This window comes from Mesorhizobium sp. M0340, assembly GCF_040321535.1.
In the GTDB taxonomy this organism is placed as follows: Bacteria; Pseudomonadota; Alphaproteobacteria; order Rhizobiales; family Rhizobiaceae; genus Mesorhizobium.
Genome location: NZ_JAMYRR010000003.1, coordinates 177,832 through 198,983, shown reverse-complemented (window position 1 = coordinate 198,983; position 21,152 = coordinate 177,832). Strand labels below are relative to the sequence as shown.

At 63.7% G+C, this 21,152-nt stretch carries 20 protein-coding genes; 16 read left to right on the top strand and 4 right to left on the bottom strand.

From position 1 onward, the window contains the following. Window positions 1–40 precede the first annotated feature (40 nt). From NKI79_RS05710 to NKI79_RS05700, 3 genes are all read right to left on the bottom strand, one after another. The gene (locus tag NKI79_RS05710; RefSeq protein WP_352455076.1) at window positions 41–520 is read right to left on the bottom strand and encodes a MarR family winged helix-turn-helix transcriptional regulator; all 480 of its coding nucleotides are present in this window, start codon (window positions 518–520) and stop codon (window positions 41–43) included. Beyond that, entirely contained in the window at window positions 520–2,091 is a 1,572-nt protein-coding gene (locus NKI79_RS05705; RefSeq protein WP_352800383.1) for a phytoene desaturase family protein, read from the bottom strand. Before NKI79_RS05705 ends, NKI79_RS05710 begins: the two co-directional genes overlap by 1 nt. A 306-nt stretch (window positions 2,092–2,397) precedes the next feature. Beyond that, entirely contained in the window at window positions 2,398–3,189 is a 792-nt protein-coding gene (locus tag NKI79_RS05700) for a cyclase family protein (protein ID WP_254816222.1), read from the bottom strand. A gap of 117 nt (window positions 3,190–3,306) precedes the next feature. Between NKI79_RS05700 and NKI79_RS05695 the strand changes: the two genes are divergently transcribed. The 16 genes from NKI79_RS05695 (at window position 3,307) to NKI79_RS05620 (ending at window position 20,274) form a co-directional block, all read left to right on the top strand. Further along, window positions 3,307–4,881, top strand: a complete 1,575-nt coding sequence (locus tag NKI79_RS05695) for a phytoene desaturase family protein (RefSeq protein WP_352800381.1) — start codon at window positions 3,307–3,309, stop codon at window positions 4,879–4,881. Between the two features lie 109 nt (window positions 4,882–4,990). Further along, on the top strand, window positions 4,991–6,517 hold the full coding sequence (locus tag NKI79_RS05690) for an ABC transporter substrate-binding protein (RefSeq protein WP_352800379.1): 1,527 nt from the start codon (window positions 4,991–4,993) through the stop codon (window positions 6,515–6,517). 64 nt (window positions 6,518–6,581) lie between these two features. After that, window positions 6,582–7,589 (top strand): ABC transporter permease, encoded by a 1,008-nt coding sequence (locus tag NKI79_RS05685; protein WP_352800377.1) that lies wholly within the window; start codon window positions 6,582–6,584, stop codon window positions 7,587–7,589. Beyond that, complete coding sequence (locus NKI79_RS05680) at window positions 7,582–8,430, top strand: ABC transporter permease (protein ID WP_352644466.1); 849 nt, start codon at window positions 7,582–7,584, stop codon at window positions 8,428–8,430. The genes NKI79_RS05685 and NKI79_RS05680 overlap by 8 nt, the downstream gene beginning before the upstream one ends. Next, a complete protein-coding gene (locus tag NKI79_RS05675) occupies window positions 8,427–9,317 on the top strand; it encodes an ABC transporter ATP-binding protein (protein ID WP_352800372.1) in 891 nt (296 codons plus the stop codon). The genes NKI79_RS05680 and NKI79_RS05675 overlap by 4 nt, the downstream gene beginning before the upstream one ends. Then, on the top strand, window positions 9,310–10,140 hold the full coding sequence (locus NKI79_RS05670) for an ATP-binding cassette domain-containing protein (protein WP_352800370.1): 831 nt from the start codon (window positions 9,310–9,312) through the stop codon (window positions 10,138–10,140). Before NKI79_RS05675 ends, NKI79_RS05670 begins: the two co-directional genes overlap by 8 nt. A gap of 80 nt (window positions 10,141–10,220) precedes the next feature. Beyond that, window positions 10,221–10,820, top strand: a complete 600-nt coding sequence (locus NKI79_RS05665; protein WP_352800368.1) for a VOC family protein — start codon at window positions 10,221–10,223, stop codon at window positions 10,818–10,820. Window positions 10,821–10,963: 143 nt separating this feature from the next. After that, window positions 10,964–13,258, top strand: coding sequence for a bifunctional salicylyl-CoA 5-hydroxylase/oxidoreductase (locus tag NKI79_RS05660; RefSeq protein ID WP_352800367.1), 2,295 nt, complete (start codon window positions 10,964–10,966; stop codon window positions 13,256–13,258). Beyond that, window positions 13,255–14,028, top strand: coding sequence for an SDR family NAD(P)-dependent oxidoreductase (locus tag NKI79_RS05655; RefSeq protein ID WP_352800365.1), 774 nt, complete (start codon window positions 13,255–13,257; stop codon window positions 14,026–14,028). The genes NKI79_RS05660 and NKI79_RS05655 overlap by 4 nt, the downstream gene beginning before the upstream one ends. Continuing rightward, on the top strand, window positions 14,022–14,492 hold the full coding sequence (locus NKI79_RS05650; protein ID WP_254816232.1) for a MarR family winged helix-turn-helix transcriptional regulator: 471 nt from the start codon (window positions 14,022–14,024) through the stop codon (window positions 14,490–14,492). The genes NKI79_RS05655 and NKI79_RS05650 overlap by 7 nt, the downstream gene beginning before the upstream one ends. Further along, window positions 14,489–15,301 carry an enoyl-CoA hydratase family protein gene (locus NKI79_RS05645; protein ID WP_352476021.1) on the top strand — a complete coding sequence of 271 codons (813 nt, stop codon included), beginning with the start codon at window positions 14,489–14,491 and terminating at the stop codon, window positions 15,299–15,301. The genes NKI79_RS05650 and NKI79_RS05645 overlap by 4 nt, the downstream gene beginning before the upstream one ends. 237 nt (window positions 15,302–15,538) lie before the next feature. Then, a complete protein-coding gene (locus NKI79_RS05640) occupies window positions 15,539–16,687 on the top strand; it encodes an acyl-CoA dehydrogenase family protein (protein ID WP_352800362.1) in 1,149 nt (382 codons plus the stop codon). Window positions 16,688–16,761: 74 nt separating this feature from the next. After that, window positions 16,762–17,157, top strand: coding sequence for a RidA family protein (locus tag NKI79_RS05635; protein ID WP_254816235.1), 396 nt, complete (start codon window positions 16,762–16,764; stop codon window positions 17,155–17,157). 177 nt (window positions 17,158–17,334) lie between these two features. Continuing rightward, window positions 17,335–18,126: an ABC transporter substrate-binding protein gene (locus NKI79_RS05630; RefSeq protein WP_352800360.1), complete on the top strand. Its 792-nt coding sequence runs from the start codon at window positions 17,335–17,337 to the stop codon at window positions 18,124–18,126. 109 nt (window positions 18,127–18,235) lie between these two features. Then, the gene (locus tag NKI79_RS05625; RefSeq protein ID WP_352800358.1) at window positions 18,236–18,910 is read left to right on the top strand and encodes an amino acid ABC transporter permease; all 675 of its coding nucleotides are present in this window, start codon (window positions 18,236–18,238) and stop codon (window positions 18,908–18,910) included. 71 nt (window positions 18,911–18,981) lie between these two features. Next, the gene (locus NKI79_RS05620) at window positions 18,982–20,274 is read left to right on the top strand and encodes a cysteine desulfurase-like protein (protein WP_352800356.1); all 1,293 of its coding nucleotides are present in this window, start codon (window positions 18,982–18,984) and stop codon (window positions 20,272–20,274) included. Here the strand turns inward: NKI79_RS05620 and NKI79_RS05615 are convergent. Continuing rightward, window positions 20,205–21,077: an NAD(P)H-dependent oxidoreductase gene (locus NKI79_RS05615; protein WP_352800354.1), complete on the bottom strand. Its 873-nt coding sequence runs from the start codon at window positions 21,075–21,077 to the stop codon at window positions 20,205–20,207. The two genes, NKI79_RS05620 and NKI79_RS05615, sit on opposite strands and share 70 nt — an antisense overlap. Window positions 21,078–21,152: the final 75 nt, after the last annotated feature.

Sequence of the window (21,152 nt, the reverse complement as noted above, 5' to 3'; positions counted from 1 at the left end):
TTTGCTCCTTCCGTTGCCGCCCCGATGGCGGCGCGTACGATCAGATGTCGTGCTTGCGAATGTTCTTCAGCATTTTTTGCAATGTCGCGATCAGCGCCGCGTATTCGGCATCGTCGACATCATCGAACATTGCCTCGAAAGCGTCGTGCATGGCCGGCCAGGCGCGCGCGAACTCGGCGCGGCCATCGTCGGTCAGGAACACATGGCGGATACGGCTGTCGGTGACCCCCTGCTCGCGCCGAACAAACCCTTGTCCCTCCAGCGTGTCGAGCGTGCGGCTCAAGGTCGACTGCTCGATGACGGTATAGACCGAGAGATCGTTGACGGTGACGCCATCGGTGACCGACAACACGGCCAGCGTGCGCACCTGCGGAATGGTCAGGCCTTGCTTGCGGAAATTGTCGCGCAGCGTGGCGTTGTAGCGGCCCATGATGCGGTTCATCAGATAGGGCGCGAACTGCTGCAGGCCGATCTGGCCCAAAGTCGAGATGCGCTGGCGTTTTTCAACCTTCTGTTCCATCACAGCCTCCCCGCCAGGAGAAAGCCGGAGCCGCCGCCCAAGCCAGCACCCGGATGGGTCGAGGCGCCAATGTGGTAGAGACCCCTGACCCCGGTTTCGTGATTGCGGCTCGTCTTGAGCGGCCGCCACAGAAACGACTGGTCGATGGTCGAGGAACCGCCATAGGGGTCCCCGCCGACCAGATTGACGTTCATCGTTTCCAGGTCGGCCGGCGAACAGGCGCGGCGTGCGATGACGCTGTCCTTGAACCCATCGATATGGCTGGCGAGGATCGCTTCGGCACGGTCGGCATAGGCTTCGCGCAGCGCCTCGGTCCAGCGACCGTCTGCCGGTGTTTGCAGTTTGCCGGCGGCATCGCCCTTGATATGGCGTGGCGCCTCGGGCAGTTGCAGCCACAGGACCGCCTTGCCGTCCGGGCAGCGCGATGGGTCGAGTACGTGCGGCTGGCCGACGCAGATGGTCGGCACCTCCGGCAGCATGCCGCGCACGGCTTCGTTGCAGGCCTTCGAGACGCCGTCGAGCCCCGGCGTCAGATGCAGCAGCGCGACCTTGTCCAGGCCCTCGCCGCGCCATGCCGGCGGCTTGTCCAAGGCATAGTGGATCTGGAAATTGCCCTTGCCATAGCGGTATTTTTGCGCTGCCTCGACGTCGGCTTTCGGCGCCGCGTCGCCGAGCAGCCGCCCGTAGAGCTGGGTCGGCGTGACCGAGCAGATGACGCTCTTGTTCACGCTGATCGTTTCGCCCGAAGCCAGCCGCACGCCGGCGGCGCGGCCTCCGCTTTGGACAATAGCCGCGACGTCGGCGCCGGTGCGGATTTCGCCGCCACGTTCCCTGATCAGGGCTTCGAAGGCAGACAGCAGATTCCTGGCACCGCCCTTGACGATCGGCGCGCCGGCCGCCTCAAGCGCGAAGGCGATGACCTTGGCGATCTGGCCGGAGAACGCGTCCTCAGGCCCAAGGCCGGCATGCAGCACCCAGGGCGCCCACAGCGCGCGCATGGTTTCCGACTGGTAGGTGCTTTCCAACCAACCGCGCGCCGGCACCAGCGCGCTGCCGAGAAAGGCGGCAAGGCCACGCGGGCCGCGCCGCCAGGCTTCGCCCGCGAGCAGCCTGGCCGTCCGGTAAGACCACAGGCTTCCGCCGAGCAGACTGAACAGCAGGCCAGCATTGCGCTCGATCTCGCCGACATCGCTGCGGTGCCGGTCGCCGTCGCCCGCGGCAAGCGCATTGGCCGCCGTGACATTGGCGATACGATCGGTGCGCAGGATGGCGTGGCTGCCGTCCGGGCGCAGCACGCCGGTCGGCGTGGAGGTGTTGCAAAACTCCAGGCCGTGCCGCGCCAGATCCTTGCCCAATGCCGCATAGGCCGGCGAGGTGATGAACAGGACAAAGGTCGTCGCCATCACGTCGTGGATGAAGCCGGGCGCGGTGATTTCTTCGGTGCGCATGCAGCCGCCGATGCGGTCGTTGCGCTCGAGCACCAGCACCTTCGCCCCCTTGCCGCCAAGCATCGCCGCGCAGACCAGCGCGTTGATGCCGCTGCCGACGATGATGTGATCGGGAGCGCTCATCGAGGGTTGCTCCTAACCGGCAGGAGTTCAATTGCAGAGATTGGCGCTCTACGGCGCCCCCCTCTGTCCTGCCGGACATCTCCCCCACTCGGGGGGAGATTAGCGGCTTCGGCGCTCCGCTCGTTCCTACGACGTTGAAGATTGGCGAAGGCAGTATCGACGGCCGATCTCCCCCCTAGAGGGGGAGATGTCCGGCAGGACAGAGGGGGGCGCCGTAGAGCCGCAGCCTTGCAAGACTGCCGCTCCCAACTCGTCACCACAGCATTGCCTGCAAGCATGATCTTCTCCCGAAGACCGCCAGTTGCCCTATTGTCTCGGCACGAGTGCCAGTGCGCGGATCGGGCTGCCGGTGCCGTGCTCGATCTTGAGCGGTGCGGCGATCAGGATCGCGCCCTTCGGCGGCAGCCGGTCGAGGTTGCACAGGCTGGCGAGCCCATAGCGGTTGGCCTTGTGCATCAGGCTGTGCGCCGGGAATGGCGGCTCCATTCCCCCTGCTTTGCCAGCATCCGTGCCGATCGTCTCGCTGCCCCAGCCCTTGATGTCCTTGCTGATCAGATACTGGATGGCCTCGGCCGTCGGTCCGGGCGTGTGCGGTCCGGTCTCATTGGCGTTGAGGAACTCGGCTTCCGAGCCGTTGCGCTTGTACCAGTCGGTGCGCATCACCACCCATTCGCCCGCGTTGATAGCGCCATGTTCGGCTTCCCAGGCCTTGATGTGGTCGACGGTGAGCAGGAAGTCGTGATCGGCGGCGGCTTGCTTCGAGCAGTCGATGACATTGACCGGGCCGACGAAATTCTGAACCGGAATGGTGTCGGTGGCACCGTCCGGATAATCCTTGCCGGTGATCCAGTGCTGCGGCGCGTCGAAATGCGTGCCCGAGTGTTCGCCGAGCTTCAGCCAGTTCCAGGCCCACCACGGACCGTTCTTGTCATAGTGGGAGATGGCGTGGATCTCGACCTTCGGCGTGTCCACCGCCAGCTCCGGCGGCAGCTTGATCAGCGGCGTGTTGGGCCCGAGCGGCGCCGTCAGGTCGACCACCTGGATGGCGCCTGAAAGAAGCTGGCCGGCGACGTCGCCGAGGAGTTGTTGTGTGTCCATGGTCTCTGTTCCCTCTTTCTCGATGGTGCTGAAGGCTCTCGCGGCCCTTAATATCCTACTAGACGAAAACATATGCATCTGCAATTATCTTTAAGCATAAAGGAAATGGGACGGGGCGTGAGCGAGTTCGACGCCATATTTGTCGGGGCAGGTCACAACAGTCTGGCATGCGCCGCGCATCTGGCGTTCAAAGGCTGGAAAACAGCGGTTTTCGACCGCAATCCAACGATCGGCGGCGCCGTCCAGACGCGCGAATTCACGCTTCCAGGCTTCCGGCACGATTTCGGCGCAATGAATCTGGGCCTGTTCGCCGGCTCGGCCTTTCACAGGAAATATGCAAATGAATTGAAAACCCACGGGCTGGAATTCGTGCCGGTGGCCGACTGTTTTGCCAGCGCCTTCCCCGACGGTCGCTGGTTCGGCGTCAGCAGCGACCTGGAGAAGACCACTGGACGGATGACCGCCTTCTCCGCGACCGACGCAGCCACATGGCGCCGTCTGGTTGCGGCATTCCCGGCGGAGGCCGAGCATCTGTTCCGGCTGCTGGGCTCGCCGATGAGTGGGCGTGCGCTCGCCGGCACGGCCTGGAAGCTCTGGCGCAAGAAGGGTATTGGCGGCGCGCTCGATACCGGCCGATTACTGCTTTCCTCACCCCGCGCGTGGCTCGAGCAGACTTTCGAGTCACCGCATGTCAGGGCGACGCTGGCCACCTGGGGCATGCATCTCGATTTCGCGCCTGACATCGCTGGCGGCGCGGTATTTCCTTACCTCGAATCCATGGCCAACCAGTGCTTCGGCATGCTGCTCGGCAGAGGCGGCGCCGACACGATCATCCGCGCTTTGTCGGGCATGCTCACGGCCGCCGGCGGCAAGATCGTCACTGGGGCTGATGTCGCCGAGATCACGGTTTCGGCCGGCAAGGCGACCGGCGTGCGGCTCGCTTCCGGCGAGACTCACACCGCCACCAGGGCCGTCATCGCCGGTGTCGCGCCCAAGGCGCTGCCCGGGAAACTGCTGCCCAATGGATCGGGCGACGCCGGCTTCGACACGGCCATGAAAAAATTCCGCCATGCGCCGGGCACGATGATGATCCATCTGGCACTCGACGATTTGCCGGACTGGCGCGCCGGCGCCGAGCTTCGGCAGTTCGCCTATGTGCATCTCTCGCCGTCGCTCGACGCCATGTCGCGAACCTATCAGCAGGCGATGGCAGGCATGCTGCCGGACGAGCCGGTGCTGGTCGTCGGCCAGCCGACGGCGGTCGATCCGTCGCGCGCGCCGGACGGCAAGCATGTGCTCTGGGTGCAGGTGCGCATGCTGCCGGCCGAGATTGTGGGCGATGCGGCGGGCATGATCGCGCCGGCCCACTGGGACGAGGCCAGGGAGCACTACGCCGAGCGCGTCCTCGACATTATCGAGCGCTATGCGCCCGGCCTTCGCCGGAAGATCCTCGGCCGCGCCGTGTTCTCGCCCATCGACCTCGAACGCGAGAATCCCAACCTGGCCGGCGGCGACCAGGTCTGCGGCAGCCATCATCTGGTGCAGAATTTCCTGTTCCGGCCGGCGCGCGGTTACGCCGGCTGGAACACGCCGATCGGCAATCTGCACCTGACCGGGGCGGCAACATGGCCGGGCGCCGGCACCGGGGCGGCGTCGGGCTTCATGCTCGCACAACAACTTGGCGGGAGGTAGGCTCCATTTTTCATCCAGGGTGAAGGAGGACAAGGCGCGCGGTTGCCCAAGGAGCCTGAACCCACCGATTGACAACGACACCGCGCATAAAAGCAACAGGGGAACGACCATGACAATCAACAGACGAGAATTGCTCGGATACGGCGCGGCCGCACTTGGCGCCACGGCCCTCGGCCTGCCGCAAATCGCCAAGGCTGCCGGCGAACTGACTATCGCCTACAACGTCAACCTGCCGTCCTGGGACCCGACCACCGGGCCTTCGGCGGTCAACCCGACCATCCAGGGTCTCTATCAATCGGTGTTCGACCAGTTCATCCCGCAGAAGCCGGACCTTTCTTTCGCGCCCGGCCTGCTCACCGAATGGGGCTGGAACGAGGATCGCAGCAAGATCATGATGACGGTGCGCGAGGGCGTCACCTGGCATGACGGTTCGCCATTCACGGCCGAAGACGTGGTCTGGTCGCTGCAGCGGGCGGGCGATGAAAAGACCGGCAACCCGATCCAGTTCGTCTGGAAGAACGTCAACAACTTCAAGATCGACGGCAACAAGATCACCGGCGACGTCGTGCAATTCGACCCGGTGTATTTCAAATGGATGTCGTTCCTCACCGGCTACATCATGCCGAAGGCCTATTACGAAAAGGTCGGCGCCGAGGGTTTTGAGAAAGCCCCGATCGGCACCGGGCCCTATATGGTCGACAAATTCGAGCGCAACGCCTTCCTGCGGCTCAAGGCCAACCCCAACTACTGGGGCGGCAAGCCGGCCTTCGAAAGCGTAACCATCAAGTTCGTCACCGATGCGGCGAGCCGCGTCGCCGAGATCGAGTCCGGCTCCTCGCAGGTGACTCTCGAAATCCCCTATGAGGAATATGACCGCCTGATCGCCAAGGACGGACTTGCCGGCTCATGCAAGAATGTTTCCGACATCGGCATGATCTTCTTCAACGACATCGACGTGATGCTGGACAAGAACGTGCGCCAGGCGGCGGTGATGGCGGTCGATAAAAAGCTTTTGGTCGACCGGCTGCTGCGCGGTTACGGCCAGGCCATCGATACGCTGGAGACGCCGGAATACGCCGCCTACGATGCGTCGATCAAGGCCGAACATAACCCGGAAAAGGCCAAGGAATTGCTGGCCGCCTCCGGCTATTCGCCGGAAAAGCCGGTCAAGTTCACGATACAGACGACCAAGGGCTTCAAGCCCAAAGACTACGAGATGATCCAGGCGATCGTCGGCATGTGGCGCAAGGTCGGCATCGAGGCGACGATCGAGGTCTACGAGATCGCCAAGCATTATGAGTTGCGCGCCGCCGACAAGCTGGCGCCGGCCGCCTTCTACAATTGGGGCAACGCCATCGGCGACCCGACCACCTCGACCGGCTTTGCCATGTATGGCCCCAGCCCGCATTCGGTGTGGGACAGTCAGGATCTGATCGACATGATCAACCCGCTGTGGGGCGAGAAGGACGAGGCCAAGCGCATTGCCGGCTGGAAGGCCGTCGACAAGTACATTGCCGAGCAGGCCTATGTACTGCCGCTGATCCAGTATGCGCAGCCAATCGTGCATGCCAAGGGCGTCAATGTGGTGCAGCATGTGTCGGGCGCGCTGTTGCCGGCGCTGATGAGCCCTGCCTGAGACAGCCTTCGGCTTGCCGCGCGCCGTCCGGAATGACGGCGCGCATTTTCTGTCACGGGCGACCATGCTGCTGCAAAGATTCCTGATCCGTCTTCTGACGATGGCGATCACGCTGTTCGGCGTGGCCGTCGTCGTCTTCGTCGTCATTCGTGTCGCGCCAGGCGATCCGATCGCGATGATGCTGCCGCCCGGTGCAACCGATGCCGACATCGCGCGTCTGCGCGCGCTTTACGGGCTGGACAAGACCATCGTCCAGCAATTTTTCATCTGGCTGGCAGGTGTCGTCAGGGGCGATTTCGGCACTTCGATTTCGCTCCGGCAGGATGTTCTGGGCCTGGTCTTCAACCGCCTGCCGGCGACGCTGGAACTCGCGATCGTCGCGCTCTTGATGGCGCTGGCGATCGGCGGCACGACGGCGATCCTCGGCGCGCGCGAACGCGGCACCGCGGTCGAGGCTGGCATCGACATCGCCAGCGGTGCGGCGCTCTCGATTCCCGATTTCCTGTGGGGTTTGGTGCTGATCCTTTTGTTCGGCGTGCTGGTGCCGGTTTTCGACATTTCCGGCCGAGTGTCGCCGCAACTCGATCTGCCCTTCGTCACGCAGTTCTATTTGTTCGAGAGCATCGTGCGGCTGCGCTTCGACCTGACCAAGGATCTGCTGGCGCATGTGCTGATGCCGGCCGTGGCTCTGGCGCTGCCACTCGCCGCGATCATCTCGCAGCTGCTGAAACAATCGCTGAAGGAAGTGCTCGACCTCGACTATGTCCTGCTGGCGCGGGTAAAGGGCTTTTCGGAAACGCAGGTCATCCTACGCGAGGCGTTGAAAAACGCCGCCCTGCCGACGCTCACTCTGGTCGGCGTGCAGTTCACCTTCCTGATCGGCGGCACGGTCATCGTCGAGCGGCTATTTTCCTATGAGGGTCTCGGCAACATGGCGATCGATGCCGTCATCAACCGCGACCTGCCGCTGATCCAGGGCATCGTGCTGGTGTTCGCGCTGTTGTTCGTGCTGATCAACCTTAGCGTGGACATGATGTATGCGCTGCTTAATCCGAGGCTGCGCCATGGATGAGGCCCGCATTTCAAGACATGGCTCGCGGGCACGCCTGTGGCTGGCCGGCGGCTGGCTGCTGATTGCGCTGCTGGCCGCGATTTTTGCGCCGTTGGTCGCGCCGCAGGACCCACTGGCGCAGGATTTGATGCTGGAGCGGCTGCCGCCGTTCTGGCTGAGCGGTGCTGAGCCCGGCTACTGGCTCGGCACCGACAGCCTCGGCCGCGATCTTCTGTCACGGCTGATCTTCGGTGCCCGCATCGCCTTCATCGTCGCCTTCGCGGCAGCCCTTGCCGCCTGCCTGGTCGGCTCGACGCTGGGGCTGATCGCCGGCTATTTCGGCGGCTGGGCCGACCGCATCATCTCGCGTATCGTCGATGTCTGGATGGCGTTTCCCCCGGTGCTGTTTGCCATCCTTCTGGTCGCTGTGCTCGGCACCGGCTTGAGCTCGGTTATCATTGCCATTGCCGTCATCGACTGGACGCGCTTCTGCCGGGTGATCCGCGCCGAGACGATGGGCCAGTCGCGCATGGACTATGTCGAGAGCGCCCGCATCGCCGGCTACGGCCGCATCGGCATCATGCTGCGCGAAGTGCTGCCCAATGTGGTGCCGTCGATCGTGGCACTGCTGTCGCTGGAGATGGGCATTGCCGTCATCGTCGAGGCGATCCTGTCCTTCGTCAATCTATCGATCTCGACCGACGACCCGACCTGGGGCGGCATCATCGCAGAGGGTCGCCTATCGATCCATCAGGCCTGGTGGGTGCTGGTGTTCCCGCTGGTCACCCTGATCCTCACGGTGCTGTCGTTCAGCCAGTTCGGCGAAGGTCTCAGGGCACGTTTCGATCCGGTGCTGCGATGAACGCGCTGGCGAAATCCTGCCTCGACATACGCGACCTTAGCGCGGTGCTGCCTAATGGCTTGCGCGTGTTGCGCTCGGTATCGCTTTCCGTTCAACCCGGCGAGGTCCGCGCGCTGGTCGGCGAGAGCGGCGCCGGCAAGACGATGATCGGCAAGGCGGTGCTCGGTGTGCTGCCAGCCAGCGTGCGCATTGTCGAAGGCGACATGCTGCTCGAGGGCGAGGACCTCGGCAAGCTTCAGCCGAAGGCAAGGCGCACGCTGATCGGCGCGCGCACCGCGCTGATCCCGCAGGACCCGCTGACCGCGCTCAATCCGTCACGGCGAATCGGCCCACAGATGACCGACCGGCTGGTGCGCATCCTCGGCTGGAGCGGTGAGAAGGCCGATACACGCATCCGCCAATTGCTGGACGAGGTGCAGATCCGCGACCCCGAGCGTGTCCTCAAATGCTATCCGCACGAGCTGTCCGGCGGCATGCGCCAGCGCGTGCTGATCGCCGCGGCGTTCGCAGCCGAACCAAGGCTGATCGTCGCCGACGAGCCGACCACGGCGCTCGACGTGACCGTGCAGAAGCAGATCTTGCGGCTGATCGCGCAATTGCAGCGCGAGCATGGCACGGCGATCCTGTTCGTTACCCACGATCTCGGCGTCGTCGCCAAGATCAGCCAGAAAGTTTCGGTGCTCTATGCCGGCAAGGTGGTGGAGGAGGCCGAGACGGCTGCTCTCTTCGCTGCCCCGCAGCACCCCTATACGCGGGCGCTGATGGCCGCGACGCCGCGTTACACCGATCCCCTCGCTTCGCTGAAACCCGTGGACGAGGCGGTACTGGCCGGGCTGGCCGCGGAGATCGCCGCGGCCGATCAGGCCTGGAGGCACCCGCATGGCTGAGCCGCTGTTTTCCGTGCGCGGGCTGAAGGTTGCCTTACCGGACATGACGCGCAAGCCGTTGTTTGGCCGCGCTCCGCTGGCCGAGATCCTGAAAGGCCTGGACTTCGATCTGCCTAGGGGATCGGTGACCGGCATCGTCGGCGAATCCGGGTCGGGGAAATCGACGCTCGGCCGCGCGCTGGTGCGTCTGCTGGAGCCCAGCGCCGGCACGGTCAGCTTCGACGGCCGCGACATCACGCATCTGCCTGAGGCGGAGCTACGGCCCGTGCGCCGCAATCTGCAGATGATCTTCCAGGACCCGATGTCGTCGCTTAACCCACGCCGCACCATCGCCAGCATCATCGCCGCACCACTCAAACAGAATGGCCTCGGCGACAATCTGAAAGCCCGAGTTGCTGAAGCGCTTCAGCGCGTTGGCCTGCCGCAAGGCTTCGCCAGCCGCTATCGTCATGAATTGTCGGGCGGCCAGCGCCAGCGCGTCGGCATTGCCCGCGCGCTGGCGCTGTCGCCGAAACTCGTGCTAGCCGACGAAATCGTCTCAGGCCTCGATGTGTCGACCCAGGCACAGATCCTGACGCTGTTGGAAAAACTCGCCGCCGAGATGGGCCTGACCGTTGCCTTCATCAGCCATGACCTGTCGGTGATCCGGCGGCTCTGCCGGCAAGTGATCGTCATGCGCGAAGGCGCGATCGTCGAAGCCAGTGCGACGGATACTTTGTTCGAGAAGCCGCAGCAGGCTTACACGCGCGACCTCCTCGCCGCCATTCCGCTGCCCGAGATCGATGACGCCTGGCTGCTTCCCGCCGCAAAGGCGCCGGCATGAACACATTCCTACTCGCACACCGAAGAGCGGGCCTCGGACGTGCGCCGACAAGTCAGCTCGCGAAACGGAGGAGAACTGGAATGAAACACGCAATCAGAAAGACGATGCTTGCGGCGCCTCTGGCCGGCTCGATGGGAGCAGCCTCGGCTGATTCGATACCCGGCATGCGTGGCCACGACCACACCGGCGTCACCGTCCCCGACATGCAGCAGGCCTTCGAGTTCTTTACCGAGGTGGTCGGCTGCAAGAAGGCGATGTCGTTCGGCCCGTTCGCCGACGACAAGGGCACGTTCATGCAGGATCTGCTGGGCGTCGATCCCAAGGCAGTGATCGAGGAGATCACCCTGGTCCGCTGCGGACACGGGTCGAACATCGAGCTGTTCAAATACACCGCGCCGGACCAGAAGGACCTGACGCCTCGCAACAGCGACATAGGCGGCTTCCACATCGCCTTCTATGTCGACGACATCGCCGCCGCAAAAGCCTATCTTGACGGCAAGGGCGTCAAGACGCGGATGGGGCCGCTGCCGGTTACCGAAGGCCCGGCTGCCGGCCAGACCATCCTTTACTTCCAGGCGCCGTGGGGCTTGCAGTTGGAAGCGATCAGCTATCCCAATGGCATGGCCTATGAAAAAGATGCGGAGACGGTGCTGTGGAGCCCGAAGAACCCGGAGAAATAGCCCGGAGCTTCCCTGGCCAGCGCAAGCCGACTGCCGGCAAGCTTGGTTTCTGAGGCGGATTGTTTCAATCCTGAAACTTCAAGCTTGAATTAATCTGCTTCAGGCGTAAACTCGACTGACAGAAGCGAAGAGGAGATCGCACGATGAAAGTTGCGGTTCTCGGCGGCGGACCAGCCGGGCTCTACTTTGCAATCTCGCTGAAGCTCAGGGATGCCGTGCATGAGGTCACGGTATTCGAGCGCAACCGTGCCGATGATACATTCGGCTGGGGCGTCGTGCTGTCGGCCGAAACGCTGGAGAACCTGACCAAAAACGACCCGGTCAGCGCCGTCTGGATCCGCAAGCATTTCGCCTATTGGGACGACATCGCCGTCATCCATGACGGCGTGCGAACGGTCTCGACCGGTCATGGCTTTTGCGGCATCGGCCGCAAGCGGCTGCTCACCCTGCTGCAACGGCGGGCGCGCGAGCTCGGCGTCAAGCTGGTCTTCGAATCCGACATCGCCGATCCAAAGCCGTTTATGGAGACGCACGACCTGGTTGTCGCCGCCGACGGGCTGAACTCGAAAGCGCGGGGCACCTTCCTCGACGTGTTCAAGCCCGATATCGACATCCGTAAATGCAAGTTCGTTTGGCTCGGCACCCACCAGAAATTCGACGACGCCTTCACGTTCATCTTCGAGAAAACCGAGCATGGCTGGGTGTGGGCGCATGCCTACCAGTTCGACAGCGATACCGCGACCTTCATCGTAGAATGCAGCGAGCAGACCTGGCAGCGCTTCGGCTTCGGCGCGATGTCGCAGCAGGAATCAATTGCCGTCTGCGAGCGCATCTTTGCCCGTCATCTCGGCGGCCACGCGCTGATGACCAACGCCAATCATATCCGCGGCTCGGCGTGGATCAATTTCCCGCGCGTCTTGTGCGAACGCTGGTCCTACAAGAACCTGGCGCTGATGGGCGACGCGGCGGCGAGCGCGCATTTCTCGATCGGTTCCGGCACCAAGCTGGCGCTGGAAAGCGCGGTGGCGCTGGCCGACTATGTCGAGTCCGAACCGGACCTCGAGGCAGCCTTCCGCAAATATGAGGACGCCCGCCGCACCGAAGTGCTGAAGCTGCAGTCGGCGGCGCGCAATTCGCTCGAATGGTTCGAAGAGGTCGAGCGCTATCTCGGCCTCGATCCGGTGCAGTTCAACTATTCGCTGCTGACGCGTTCGCAGCGCATCAGTCACGAGAATTTGCGGCTGCGCGATGCCGAATGGCTGGCCGGCGCCGAGGAATGGTTCCAGCGCCAGGCCGGCGCCGGCGGCAACAATCTGCGTCGCGCGCCGATGTTCGCGCCGTTCCGGCTGCGCGGCATGGCGCTGCAGAACCGCGTCGTCGTCTCGCCGATGGCGCAGTACAAAGCGGTCGACGGCTGTCCGACTGACTGGCATTTCGCCCATTACGCCGAACGGGCCAAGGGCGGCGCCGGTCTCCTCTACATCGAGATGACCTGCGTCAGCGCGGAGGGCCGCATCACGCCTGGCTGCCCCGGTTTCTATGCGCCCGAGCATGAGGTCGCCTGGAAGCGGCTGGTCGAGTTCGTCCATGCCGAGACCGAGGCCAAGATCTGCGCCCAGATCGGCCATTCCGGTGCCAAAGGGTCGACCAGGCTCGGCTGGCAGGGAACCGACGTGCCGCTGCCCTCAGGCAATTGGCCGGTCATGGCAGCCTCTTCCGTGCCGTGGTCGCCGGAAAACCAGGTGCCGAAGGCGATGGACCGCGCCGACATGGATATGGTGCGCGACCAGTTTGTCGCTTCGGCCGAGATGGCGGCGCGCTGCGGCTTCGACATGCTCGAAATCCACGCCGCGCACGGCTATCTCCTGTCCTCCTTCATCACGCCCTTGACCAACCGGCGCACCGACTCCTATGGCGGCTCGCTGGAAAACCGCATGCGCTATCCCTTGGAAATCTTTCATGCGGTGCGCGCCGCGTGGCCGGCCGAGAAGCCGATCTCGATGCGCATCTCCGCCAATGACTGGCTGGGCATCGAAGGCGTGACGCCGGCCGACGCCGTAGAGATCGCGCGGCTGCTGCATGAGGCCGGCGTAGACATCTGCGGCGTATCGGCCGGCCAGACTTCGGCCGTGGCAAGACCGGTCTATGGCCGCATGTTCCAGACGCCGTTTTCCGATCGCATCCGCAACGAGGTCGGCATGGCGACGATGGCGGTCGGCAATATCTATGAGCCGGACCACGTCAACTCCATCCTGATGGCGGGCCGCGCCGATCTCGTCGCACTGGCTAGGCCGCATCTTGCCGATCCGTACTGGACGCTGCACGCGGCCGTCACGCTTGGCGATCGCGGCGTCAAATGGCCGGATCCCTATCTGCCCGGCCGCGACCAGCTCTACCGGCTGGCCGAGCGCGAAGCGGCAGCGGGGTTGAAAGTATGAGTGCCGTGGCGATGATTTCGGGGCGTCATGCGCTGGTCACCGGCGGCGGCTCCGGCGTCGGCCGCGCGATCGCGCTGGCGCTGGCCGGCGCGGGCATTAACGTGACCATCTGCGGCCGGCGCGTGGAGCCGCTTGCCGAGGTTGCCGCCGAGAACAAGCGCATCTTCGCCGTTGCCGCCGACGTCACCGACGAGGCATCGATGACGGCGCTCTACGAGGCCGCGCAAGCGGCACGCGGAGCGTTCGACATCGTCGTTGCCAATGCCGGCATGTCCGGCAGTGCTCCGGCGCTGCGGACCTCGCTGGCAGACTGGCAGCGCACGCTCGACGTCAACTTGACCGGTGCGTTCCTGACTGTGAAGCCGGCGTTGGCCGGCATGGCGGTGCGCAAGACTGGCCGTGTCATCTTCGTCGCTTCCACCGCCGGACTGAAAGGCTATCCCTATGTCGCAGCTTACGTTGCCGCCAAGCATGGGGTCGTCGGCCTGATGCGGGCACTCGCCGTCGAGACCGCCAAGTCCGGCATAACAGTGAATGCCGTGTGCCCAGGGTTTGTCGAAACCGAGATGCTGGAGAGCGCCGTCCAGCGCATCGTCGAAGCGACCGGCCGCTCGTCCGAGCAGGCACGGGCAAGCCTTGCCGCGACCAACCCGCAAGACCGCTTCATCCAGCCGGAGGAAATTGCGGCCGCGGTACTTTATCTGTGTGGCGACGCCGCCCGGTCGATTACCGGGCAGACGATTTCGATCTCCGGAGGTGAGACATGGTAGCCGGTCCCCTACCCGCCCCGTCCGGACCCGGCAAGGACCGCCTGCGGCTGTGGATTCGCCTGCTGCGCGCCTCGCGCACTATCGAGGCCGAGCTACGTGAACGCCTGCGGCAAGAGTTCAACACGACGTTGCCACGCTTCGACGTGATGGCCGCGCTCTACCGCGCGCCGGAAGGCATGCTGATGAGCGACCTGTCGCGCTTCCTGCTGGTGTCCAACGGCAATGTCACCGGCATCATCGACCGGCTGGTCTCGGAAGGGTTGGTGATGCGGGCCCGACGCAATGGCGACCGCCGCACTTCGATGGTGCGGCTGACGGAAGAGGGATCGAAGACTTTCGCCGTGATCGCCGCCGCGCATGAAAAATGGGTCGGCGAGTTGCTGGGCAATGTGAGCGAGGACGAGGCGCGCCGGCTGACCGGCATGCTGACCTCCTTCCGCAGCAATTGGGAGGGACGGGAATGACGAAGATGGCTGGCCGCAAGCCGAAGCATTTCCTCTGGCAGGTCGAAGGCAAGATCGCAAAAATCCGGCTCGATCGGCCGGAGCGCAAGAACCCGCTGACCTTCGACAGCTATGCCGAATTGCGCGACACTTTTCGCGATCTCGTCTATGCCGACGATGTCGATGCGGTAGTGTTCCTTCCCAATGGCGGCAATTTCTGCTCGGGCGGCGATGTCCACGAGATCATCGGCCCACTGGTCAAGATGGACATGAAGGCGCTGCTCGCCTTCACCCGCATGACCGGCGATTTCGTCAAGGCGATGCTGAATTGCGGCAAGCCGATTATTGCTGCGGTCGACGGCGTGGCGGTCGGCGCCGGCGCAATCATCGCCATGGCGTCCGATATCCGCATCGCCACGCCACAGGCCAAAACGGCTTTCCTGTTCACCCGCGTCGGCCTTGCCGGCTGCGACATGGGCGCCTGCGCGATCCTGCCGCGCATCATTGGCCAGGGCCGCGCCGCCGAGCTGCTCTATACCGGCCGCACGATGAGCGCCGAGGAAGGCGAGCGCTGGGGCTTCTACAACCGGCTGGTCGATGCCGCAACGCTAGAGGCCGACGCGCTCGACATGGCCGCGCGCGTCGTTTCCGGCCCGACCTTCGCCCATGGCATGACCAAGACGCAGCTGAATCAGGAATGGTCGATGGGGCTTGACCAGGCTATCGAATCGGAAGCGCAGGCGCAGGCGATCTGCATGCAGACACGCGATTTCGAACGGGCGTACGAGGCTTTCGTCGCCAAGGAAAAGCCGGTGTTCGAGGGGAATTGAGGATGTTTTCTTCGATAAAGACCGACAGGTTCGCAGGACAGCGCCCCCCTCTGTCCTGCCGGACATCTCCCCCTCAAGGGGGGAGATCGACTTTGGTTCCCACCTTAGCCAATCGCAACCGCCGCAAGATGCGGGCGGACGCCGGAGCTGCCAATCTCCCCCCAAGTGGGGGAGATGTCCGGCAGGACAGAGGGGGGCGCTGTAGAGCGCGAGGCCCGAAGCATAGCGGAGGCAGAAATGCCTGATCGGTCCTTCCTCAACTGGCCGTTCTTCGAGGACCGACACCGCGCGCTCGCCGAACAACTCGAAGCCTGGTGCGGGAAAAACCTGCCGGTCGCCCATGACGATGTCGACGCCGCCTGTCGCGAGCTGGTGGCGAAGCTCGGCCAAGACGGCTGGCTGAAACCAACGGCGCTCGACACGGAAAGCCCCGGGCCGCTCGACGTGCGCACGCTCTGCCTCACGCGCGAGACGCTGGCCCGCCATGATGGGCTGGCCGATTTCGCCTTCGCCATGCAAGGGCTCGGCACTGGCCCGCTCAGCCTGTTCGGCACGCCAGACCAGCAGCACTGGCTGGCGAAGACACGGGCCGGCAAGGCGATTTCGGCTTTCGCGCTTTCGGAGCCGCGTTCGGGCTCGGACGTTGCCAATATGGAAATGACCGCCGCGCGTGACGGCGACAGCTATCACCTATCCGGCGAAAAGACCTGGATCTCCAACGGCGGTATCGCTGACTTTTATGTTGTCTTTGCCCGTACCGGCGAGGCGCCCGGCGCCAAGGGGCTTTCCGCCTTCGTCGTGCCTTCCGAAACCGAGGGGCTGACCATCGCCGAGCGGCTGGAGGTGATCGCGCCGCACCCGCTCGCCCGGCTATCTTTCGACAATGCACGCGTCCCAGCCTCGGCGCTGATCGGCAAACCCGGTGATGGTTTTCGCATCGCCATGTCGGTGCTCGACGTATTCCGTTCGACTGTCGGCGCAGCGGCGCTCGGCCTTGCCCGGCGCGCGCTGGACGAAGGCATCACAAGAGTGGCCGAGCGCAAGCTGTTCGGTGCACCGATGGCCGAGCTGCAGATGGTGCAGGGCCATATCGCCGACATGGCGCTGGATGTCGATGCCGCCGCCTTGCTGGTCTACCGCGCCGCCTGGACCAAGGACATGGGCGCGGCCCGGGTTACCCGCGAAGCCGCCATGGCCAAGCTGTTCGCTACCGACAAAGCGCAAGAGGTGATCGACAAGGCTGTGCAGCTGCATGGCGGCGACGGCGTCCGCAAGGGCCATATCGTCGAAAGACTGTATCGCGAGATCCGGGCACTGCGCATCTACGAGGGAGCGTCCGACGTGCAGAAGGTGGTGATTGCACGGCAAGTGATGGGAGCGGCCTGAGACAGGAGTTTGCGTAAAAAATTGATTGTCCTCGAGTTTTGAGCGACCGGATTTGAGCATTGGGAGGTTTTGACATGCACACCATCCTGCAGCCGGAAGGCTGGGCGAAACCCGTCGGCTACGCCAACGGCGTCGCCGCGCGCGGGCAGCTTGTCTTCGTCGGCGGGCAGGTCGGCTGGAACGGACAGGGCTGCTTCGAGACCGATGATCTTGTCGGTCAGGTGCGGCAGACGCTGGCCAACATTGTCGCCGTGCTCGCCGAGGCCGGCGCCAAGCCGCAGCATATCACCTCGATGACCTGGTACTTTACCGACAAGGCGGAATATCTGGCCAATCTCAAGGGGATCGGCGAGGTCTATCGCGAGGTGATCGGCCGGCATTTTCCGGCGATGGCCGCCATGCAGGTGATGGCGCTGGTCGAGGATCGCGCCAAGGTTGAGATCCAGGCCACGGCGGTTATTCCGGAGTGACGGCAACACGCGGCAATTTTTTAAGCTTAAACTTTCGCCTTGAAAAGCGCGGTACTTTGGATAGCATCCGATGTCTTACGACTGCCGTGCCGGGAGGGCTTTCCGGCAGTCCCGTCACTTGGCGCATCAAAACCGTGCGGGGCCAAACCCGCCCGATCACAACCAGAGGGAACGAAAATGAACTTCACCCGTCGCAACCTGCTTCTTGTTGCTGCCGCCATCGGCATCGCCGGCGGCCCGGCCTACGCCGAAGGCACGCTGAATGTCGGCGCCTATCCGACCAATCCGCCTTTTGAATACAAGAACGAGAGCGGCACGTTCGAGGGTTTCGAAGTCGACATCATCAATGAGGCGGCAAAGCGTATCGGCATGACCACCGACATCGCCGATCTCGGTTTCCAGGCGCTGTTCGCCGCCACCACCTCGAAGCGCATCGACGTCGCCATCTCGTCGATCACCATCACGCCGGAGCGGCTGAAGTCTCAGTCGTTCACGCAGCCCTACTATGATTCCGACATGGGCATCGCCGCGAAGGCCGACAGCCCAATCAAAGCCGAGGCCGACCTCAAGGGCAAGATCGTCGGCGTGCTGTCCGGCTCGACCGGCGAAGCCTGGGTGAAGGCCCACCAGGAGGCGGACGGGTTCAGTGACGTCAAAGGCTACGACACGCAGCAGAATTTGCTGCTCGATCTCAGCTCCGGCCGCGTCGATGCGGCGGTCAGCGATATTCCGGGCCTGGAATATTCTTTCACCAGGATGAAGGATCTCGCCGTAAAAGAGCGCATCAAGACCGGCGAGCAGTACGGTCTGATGATGACCAAGGACCACCCGCTGCTCGGCAAGCTGAACGACGCGCTGACCACGATGAAGAAGGACGGCACGTTGGCCGCGATCCACAAGAAGTGGTTCGGCAGCGACGCACCGGCCGATTCCTCGACCGTCAAGGAAATGCCTGTGCCGAAGGCCTGAGCGGCAGTTCGCGCTTAAATTTCGTGCCGGCTTTCGTACCGGCACGATTTCGGGATTTCGGGCTGGGGCTCGAGCGTCGCGGGACGCCAAACGTTTCGGAAATGCTGCGATGTCGCTGCTGGACACCTTCTTCAACGCCGACGTCATGGTCTCCAGCCTGCCGGCGCTGCTGCGCGGTTTCCTGAACACGCTGCTGCTCGGAATCATGAGCATCGGCATCGGTATTCCCGTCGGCCTCGCGATCAGCCTGGTGCGGCTCTATGCGCCAAAGCCGCTTCGGCTGCTGGCTGTCGGCTACATCGACATTTTCCGGGCGATGCCGGTGCTGGTGGTGCTGATCCTGATCTACTATGCGCTGCCGTTCCTCGGCATTCGCTTGTCATCGTGGACGTCCGCGGTGATGGCGTTCGCCATCATCATGGCGGCCTATTCGGCCGAGGTGTTCCGCTCGGGCATAGAAAGCATTCCGCACGGCCAGTTCGAGGCGGCGCAGGCGCTCGGCCTGCCGTTCTTGCTGACCTTGCGCAAGGTGGTATTGCCGCAGGCGATCCGCGTGGTCATTCCGCCAATGACCAGCAATTGCGTTTCGATGTTCAAGGATACTTCGCTCGCTTCCACCGTGGCGCTGCCCGAACTGCTGAAGGAAGCGACCAACGCACAATCGCTCTATGCCAATCCCTCACCGCTGATCGGCGCGGCGCTGGTCTATCTGATCTTTCTCTGGCCGATGGTCCGACTCGTCAGCCTCCTGGAACGCCGGTTCCAGACCGAAAAGACCCGCTGAGGCCGCCAACGATTTCCGTCCGCCAATTCCCCGAATATCAACTTCCGTTAGGCACTTCGCAGGAGACGAGCTTGAACCAGCATCAGATTTCGAAAACCGGCGATGCCGCAGCTTTCCCGGTCGAGACGATCCGCGCCATGTTTCCCGCCTTGCAGCAAGCCGGAGACTTCGTCTTCATGGACAATGCCGCCGGCGCGCAGATCCCGCAAAGCGTGCTCGATGCGGTCACCAACCATTTGGTCGCGCATAATGTGCAGCGCGGCGGCCGCTATGGCCGCAGCGTCACCGTCGATCAAGCCGTGGCCGGCGCGCGCGAAAGCGTGGCCTTGCTGATCAACGCTACCAACCCGGCGGAGATCTGCTTCGGCATGAACGCCACTTCGTTCATCCGCCTGGTCAGCCTCGGCATCGGCCAGATGCTTTCCGAGCGCCCAAACGGGGAGCGTGACGAGATCGTCATCACCGACATGGATCACGACGCTAATATCGCGACGTGGCTGGCGCTGGCGCCCGCCGGCGCCAAGTTCAAATGGTGGCGGATGCGCGAGGACGGCAATCTGCATGTCGACGATTTGCGCCCGCTGGTCTCAGAGCGGACCCGGCTCGTCGCCTGCACGGTGACGGCGCATTCGATCGGCTCGATTGTCGACGTTGCTTCCGTGGCTGGGATTGCGCATGCGGCAGGCGCCGAAGTGTTCCTCGACTGCGTGCATTACGGCCCGCACGGGTTGATCGATGTGCAGGCCTGGGATTGCGATTATCTGGTCTGCTCCGGCTACAAGAATTTCTCGCCTCATATGGGCTTCCTGTGGGGCCGCTTCGAAACACTGAAGCGCTTGCCGACCTTCCGCGAGGATTTCATCCCCGACGAGCCGCCTTACAAAATCGAGGCCGGTACCTTCATCTACGAGAACGTCTCCGGCATGGATGCCGCGGTGCGCTATCTCGAGTCGATCGGCCGCAATTTTGCTCCAGCCAATAACCGGTCGCGACGCGACAACATCGTCGCCGGCATGAATGCCATCCGCGATTACGAGCAGGTGCTGGCGCGCGAAATGCTGGCGGTGCTCAAGGGTTGCGGCGCGACGATCTATGGTGTCGCCGACGAAGCACGCCTCAGCGAGCGCGTGCCGACTTTCTGTTTCAACATCGGCACGCTGTCGCCGCAGAGGATCGTCGAGGAAATGGCCGAGATGCAGATCGGCATTCGCGACGGCCATATGTATGCGCCGCGCCTGATGAAGCGGCTCAACCTCAGCATGGACAGCGGCGCCGTCCGCGCCTCCCTGGTGCATTACAATACGATTGAGGAAGTTCGGCGTTTCGGCGAGGCGCTGCGTACCATCATCGCCCGGCTGTCCTGATCGGGCTGTCCGGCTGCGCTTGCGCCGTTCTGGTGGAGCGCAAAAGCGGTAGCACCCGGGCTCTCCAGGCCGGGGCGCAACTGCATGCTTGGGATCAGGTAATCGCCGCCATTCTGCTGCCGATAAGGAATGGGCCGGATTGTCTCGAGCGTCCGCATCCTTTCGCGCAGCCGCTCCGCGACAGGTTCGAAATCGGCCTCCCCAAAACGGTCCACTCTATAGACCACGAACGGCGGAAGCACGTCATAGCCCGGATAATAGAGAATCCCGTGATTGATCGGGAACAGCAGGTCGTCGATCGGGCCGTTGACGCCGCGGGCAGAATAATGCTCCTCCCAGCCGCCGGTGGTCACGATCAGCATTGCGCGCTTGCCGGCGAGCGTTCCCTCACCAAAGCGGTCACCCCACCGCTTGTCGCTGTGCTCGCCAACGCCATAGGCGAAGCCGTAGGCGTACACGCGATCGACCCAGCCCTTGAGGATCGCCGGCATGGCGTACCACCACAGCGGGAACTGGAGGATCAGGGTGTCGGCCCATAGCAGCTTGTCGATCTCGGCTTTGACGTCATCGGTCAGAGTGTTGGTCGCAAAAGCCTTTTTGGAGGCGCCGGCCGGCAGGAAGCGTGCTTCGGGCGGCCACGCCGGAAAGTCGGCACGGTCCACCTCGGCTTTCCAGCCGTCGGCATAGAGGTCCGACACCCGCACCTCGTGGCCTTGGGCCTCGAGTTCCCTGATGGCGACGTCACGCAGCGCGCCGTTGAGCGAACGCGGTTCAGGATGAGCAAAAACAAGCAGGACTTTCATGGGTCTACTCCGAAGAAGGACGATAGACACCAAAGGTAGCCAGCCGCGGGCTGATCCACTATATGTAGTAAATGT

Excerpts from the sequence above, each read along its gene's own strand:
- NKI79_RS05635 (WP_254816235.1), top strand. The coding sequence starts at position 16,762 with ATGCACACCATCCTGCAGCCGGAAGGCTGGGCGAAACCCGTCGGCTAC.
- NKI79_RS05685 (WP_352800377.1), top strand. The coding sequence starts at position 6,582 with ATGCTGCTGCAAAGATTCCTGATCCGTCTTCTGACGATGGCGATCACG.
- NKI79_RS05640 (WP_352800362.1), top strand. The coding sequence starts at position 15,539 with ATGCCTGATCGGTCCTTCCTCAACTGGCCGTTCTTCGAGGACCGACAC.
- NKI79_RS05660 (WP_352800367.1), top strand. The coding sequence starts at position 10,964 with ATGAAAGTTGCGGTTCTCGGCGGCGGACCAGCCGGGCTCTACTTTGCA.
- NKI79_RS05625 (WP_352800358.1), top strand. The coding sequence starts at position 18,236 with ATGTCGCTGCTGGACACCTTCTTCAACGCCGACGTCATGGTCTCCAGC.
- NKI79_RS05675 (WP_352800372.1), top strand. The coding sequence starts at position 8,427 with ATGAACGCGCTGGCGAAATCCTGCCTCGACATACGCGACCTTAGCGCG.
- NKI79_RS05655 (WP_352800365.1), top strand. The coding sequence starts at position 13,255 with ATGAGTGCCGTGGCGATGATTTCGGGGCGTCATGCGCTGGTCACCGGC.
- NKI79_RS05700 (WP_254816222.1), bottom strand. The coding sequence starts at position 3,189 with ATGGACACACAACAACTCCTCGGCGACGTCGCCGGCCAGCTTCTTTCA.
- NKI79_RS05615 (WP_352800354.1), bottom strand. The coding sequence starts at position 21,077 with ATGAAAGTCCTGCTTGTTTTTGCTCATCCTGAACCGCGTTCGCTCAAC.
- NKI79_RS05710 (WP_352455076.1), bottom strand. The coding sequence starts at position 520 with ATGGAACAGAAGGTTGAAAAACGCCAGCGCATCTCGACTTTGGGCCAG.
- NKI79_RS05680 (WP_352644466.1), top strand. The coding sequence starts at position 7,582 with ATGGATGAGGCCCGCATTTCAAGACATGGCTCGCGGGCACGCCTGTGG.
- NKI79_RS05670 (WP_352800370.1), top strand. The coding sequence starts at position 9,310 with ATGGCTGAGCCGCTGTTTTCCGTGCGCGGGCTGAAGGTTGCCTTACCG.
- NKI79_RS05630 (WP_352800360.1), top strand. The coding sequence starts at position 17,335 with ATGAACTTCACCCGTCGCAACCTGCTTCTTGTTGCTGCCGCCATCGGC.
- NKI79_RS05705 (WP_352800383.1), bottom strand. The coding sequence starts at position 2,091 with ATGAGCGCTCCCGATCACATCATCGTCGGCAGCGGCATCAACGCGCTG.
- NKI79_RS05665 (WP_352800368.1), top strand. The coding sequence starts at position 10,221 with ATGAAACACGCAATCAGAAAGACGATGCTTGCGGCGCCTCTGGCCGGC.
- NKI79_RS05690 (WP_352800379.1), top strand. The coding sequence starts at position 4,991 with ATGACAATCAACAGACGAGAATTGCTCGGATACGGCGCGGCCGCACTT.
- NKI79_RS05645 (WP_352476021.1), top strand. The coding sequence starts at position 14,489 with ATGACGAAGATGGCTGGCCGCAAGCCGAAGCATTTCCTCTGGCAGGTC.
- NKI79_RS05650 (WP_254816232.1), top strand. The coding sequence starts at position 14,022 with ATGGTAGCCGGTCCCCTACCCGCCCCGTCCGGACCCGGCAAGGACCGC.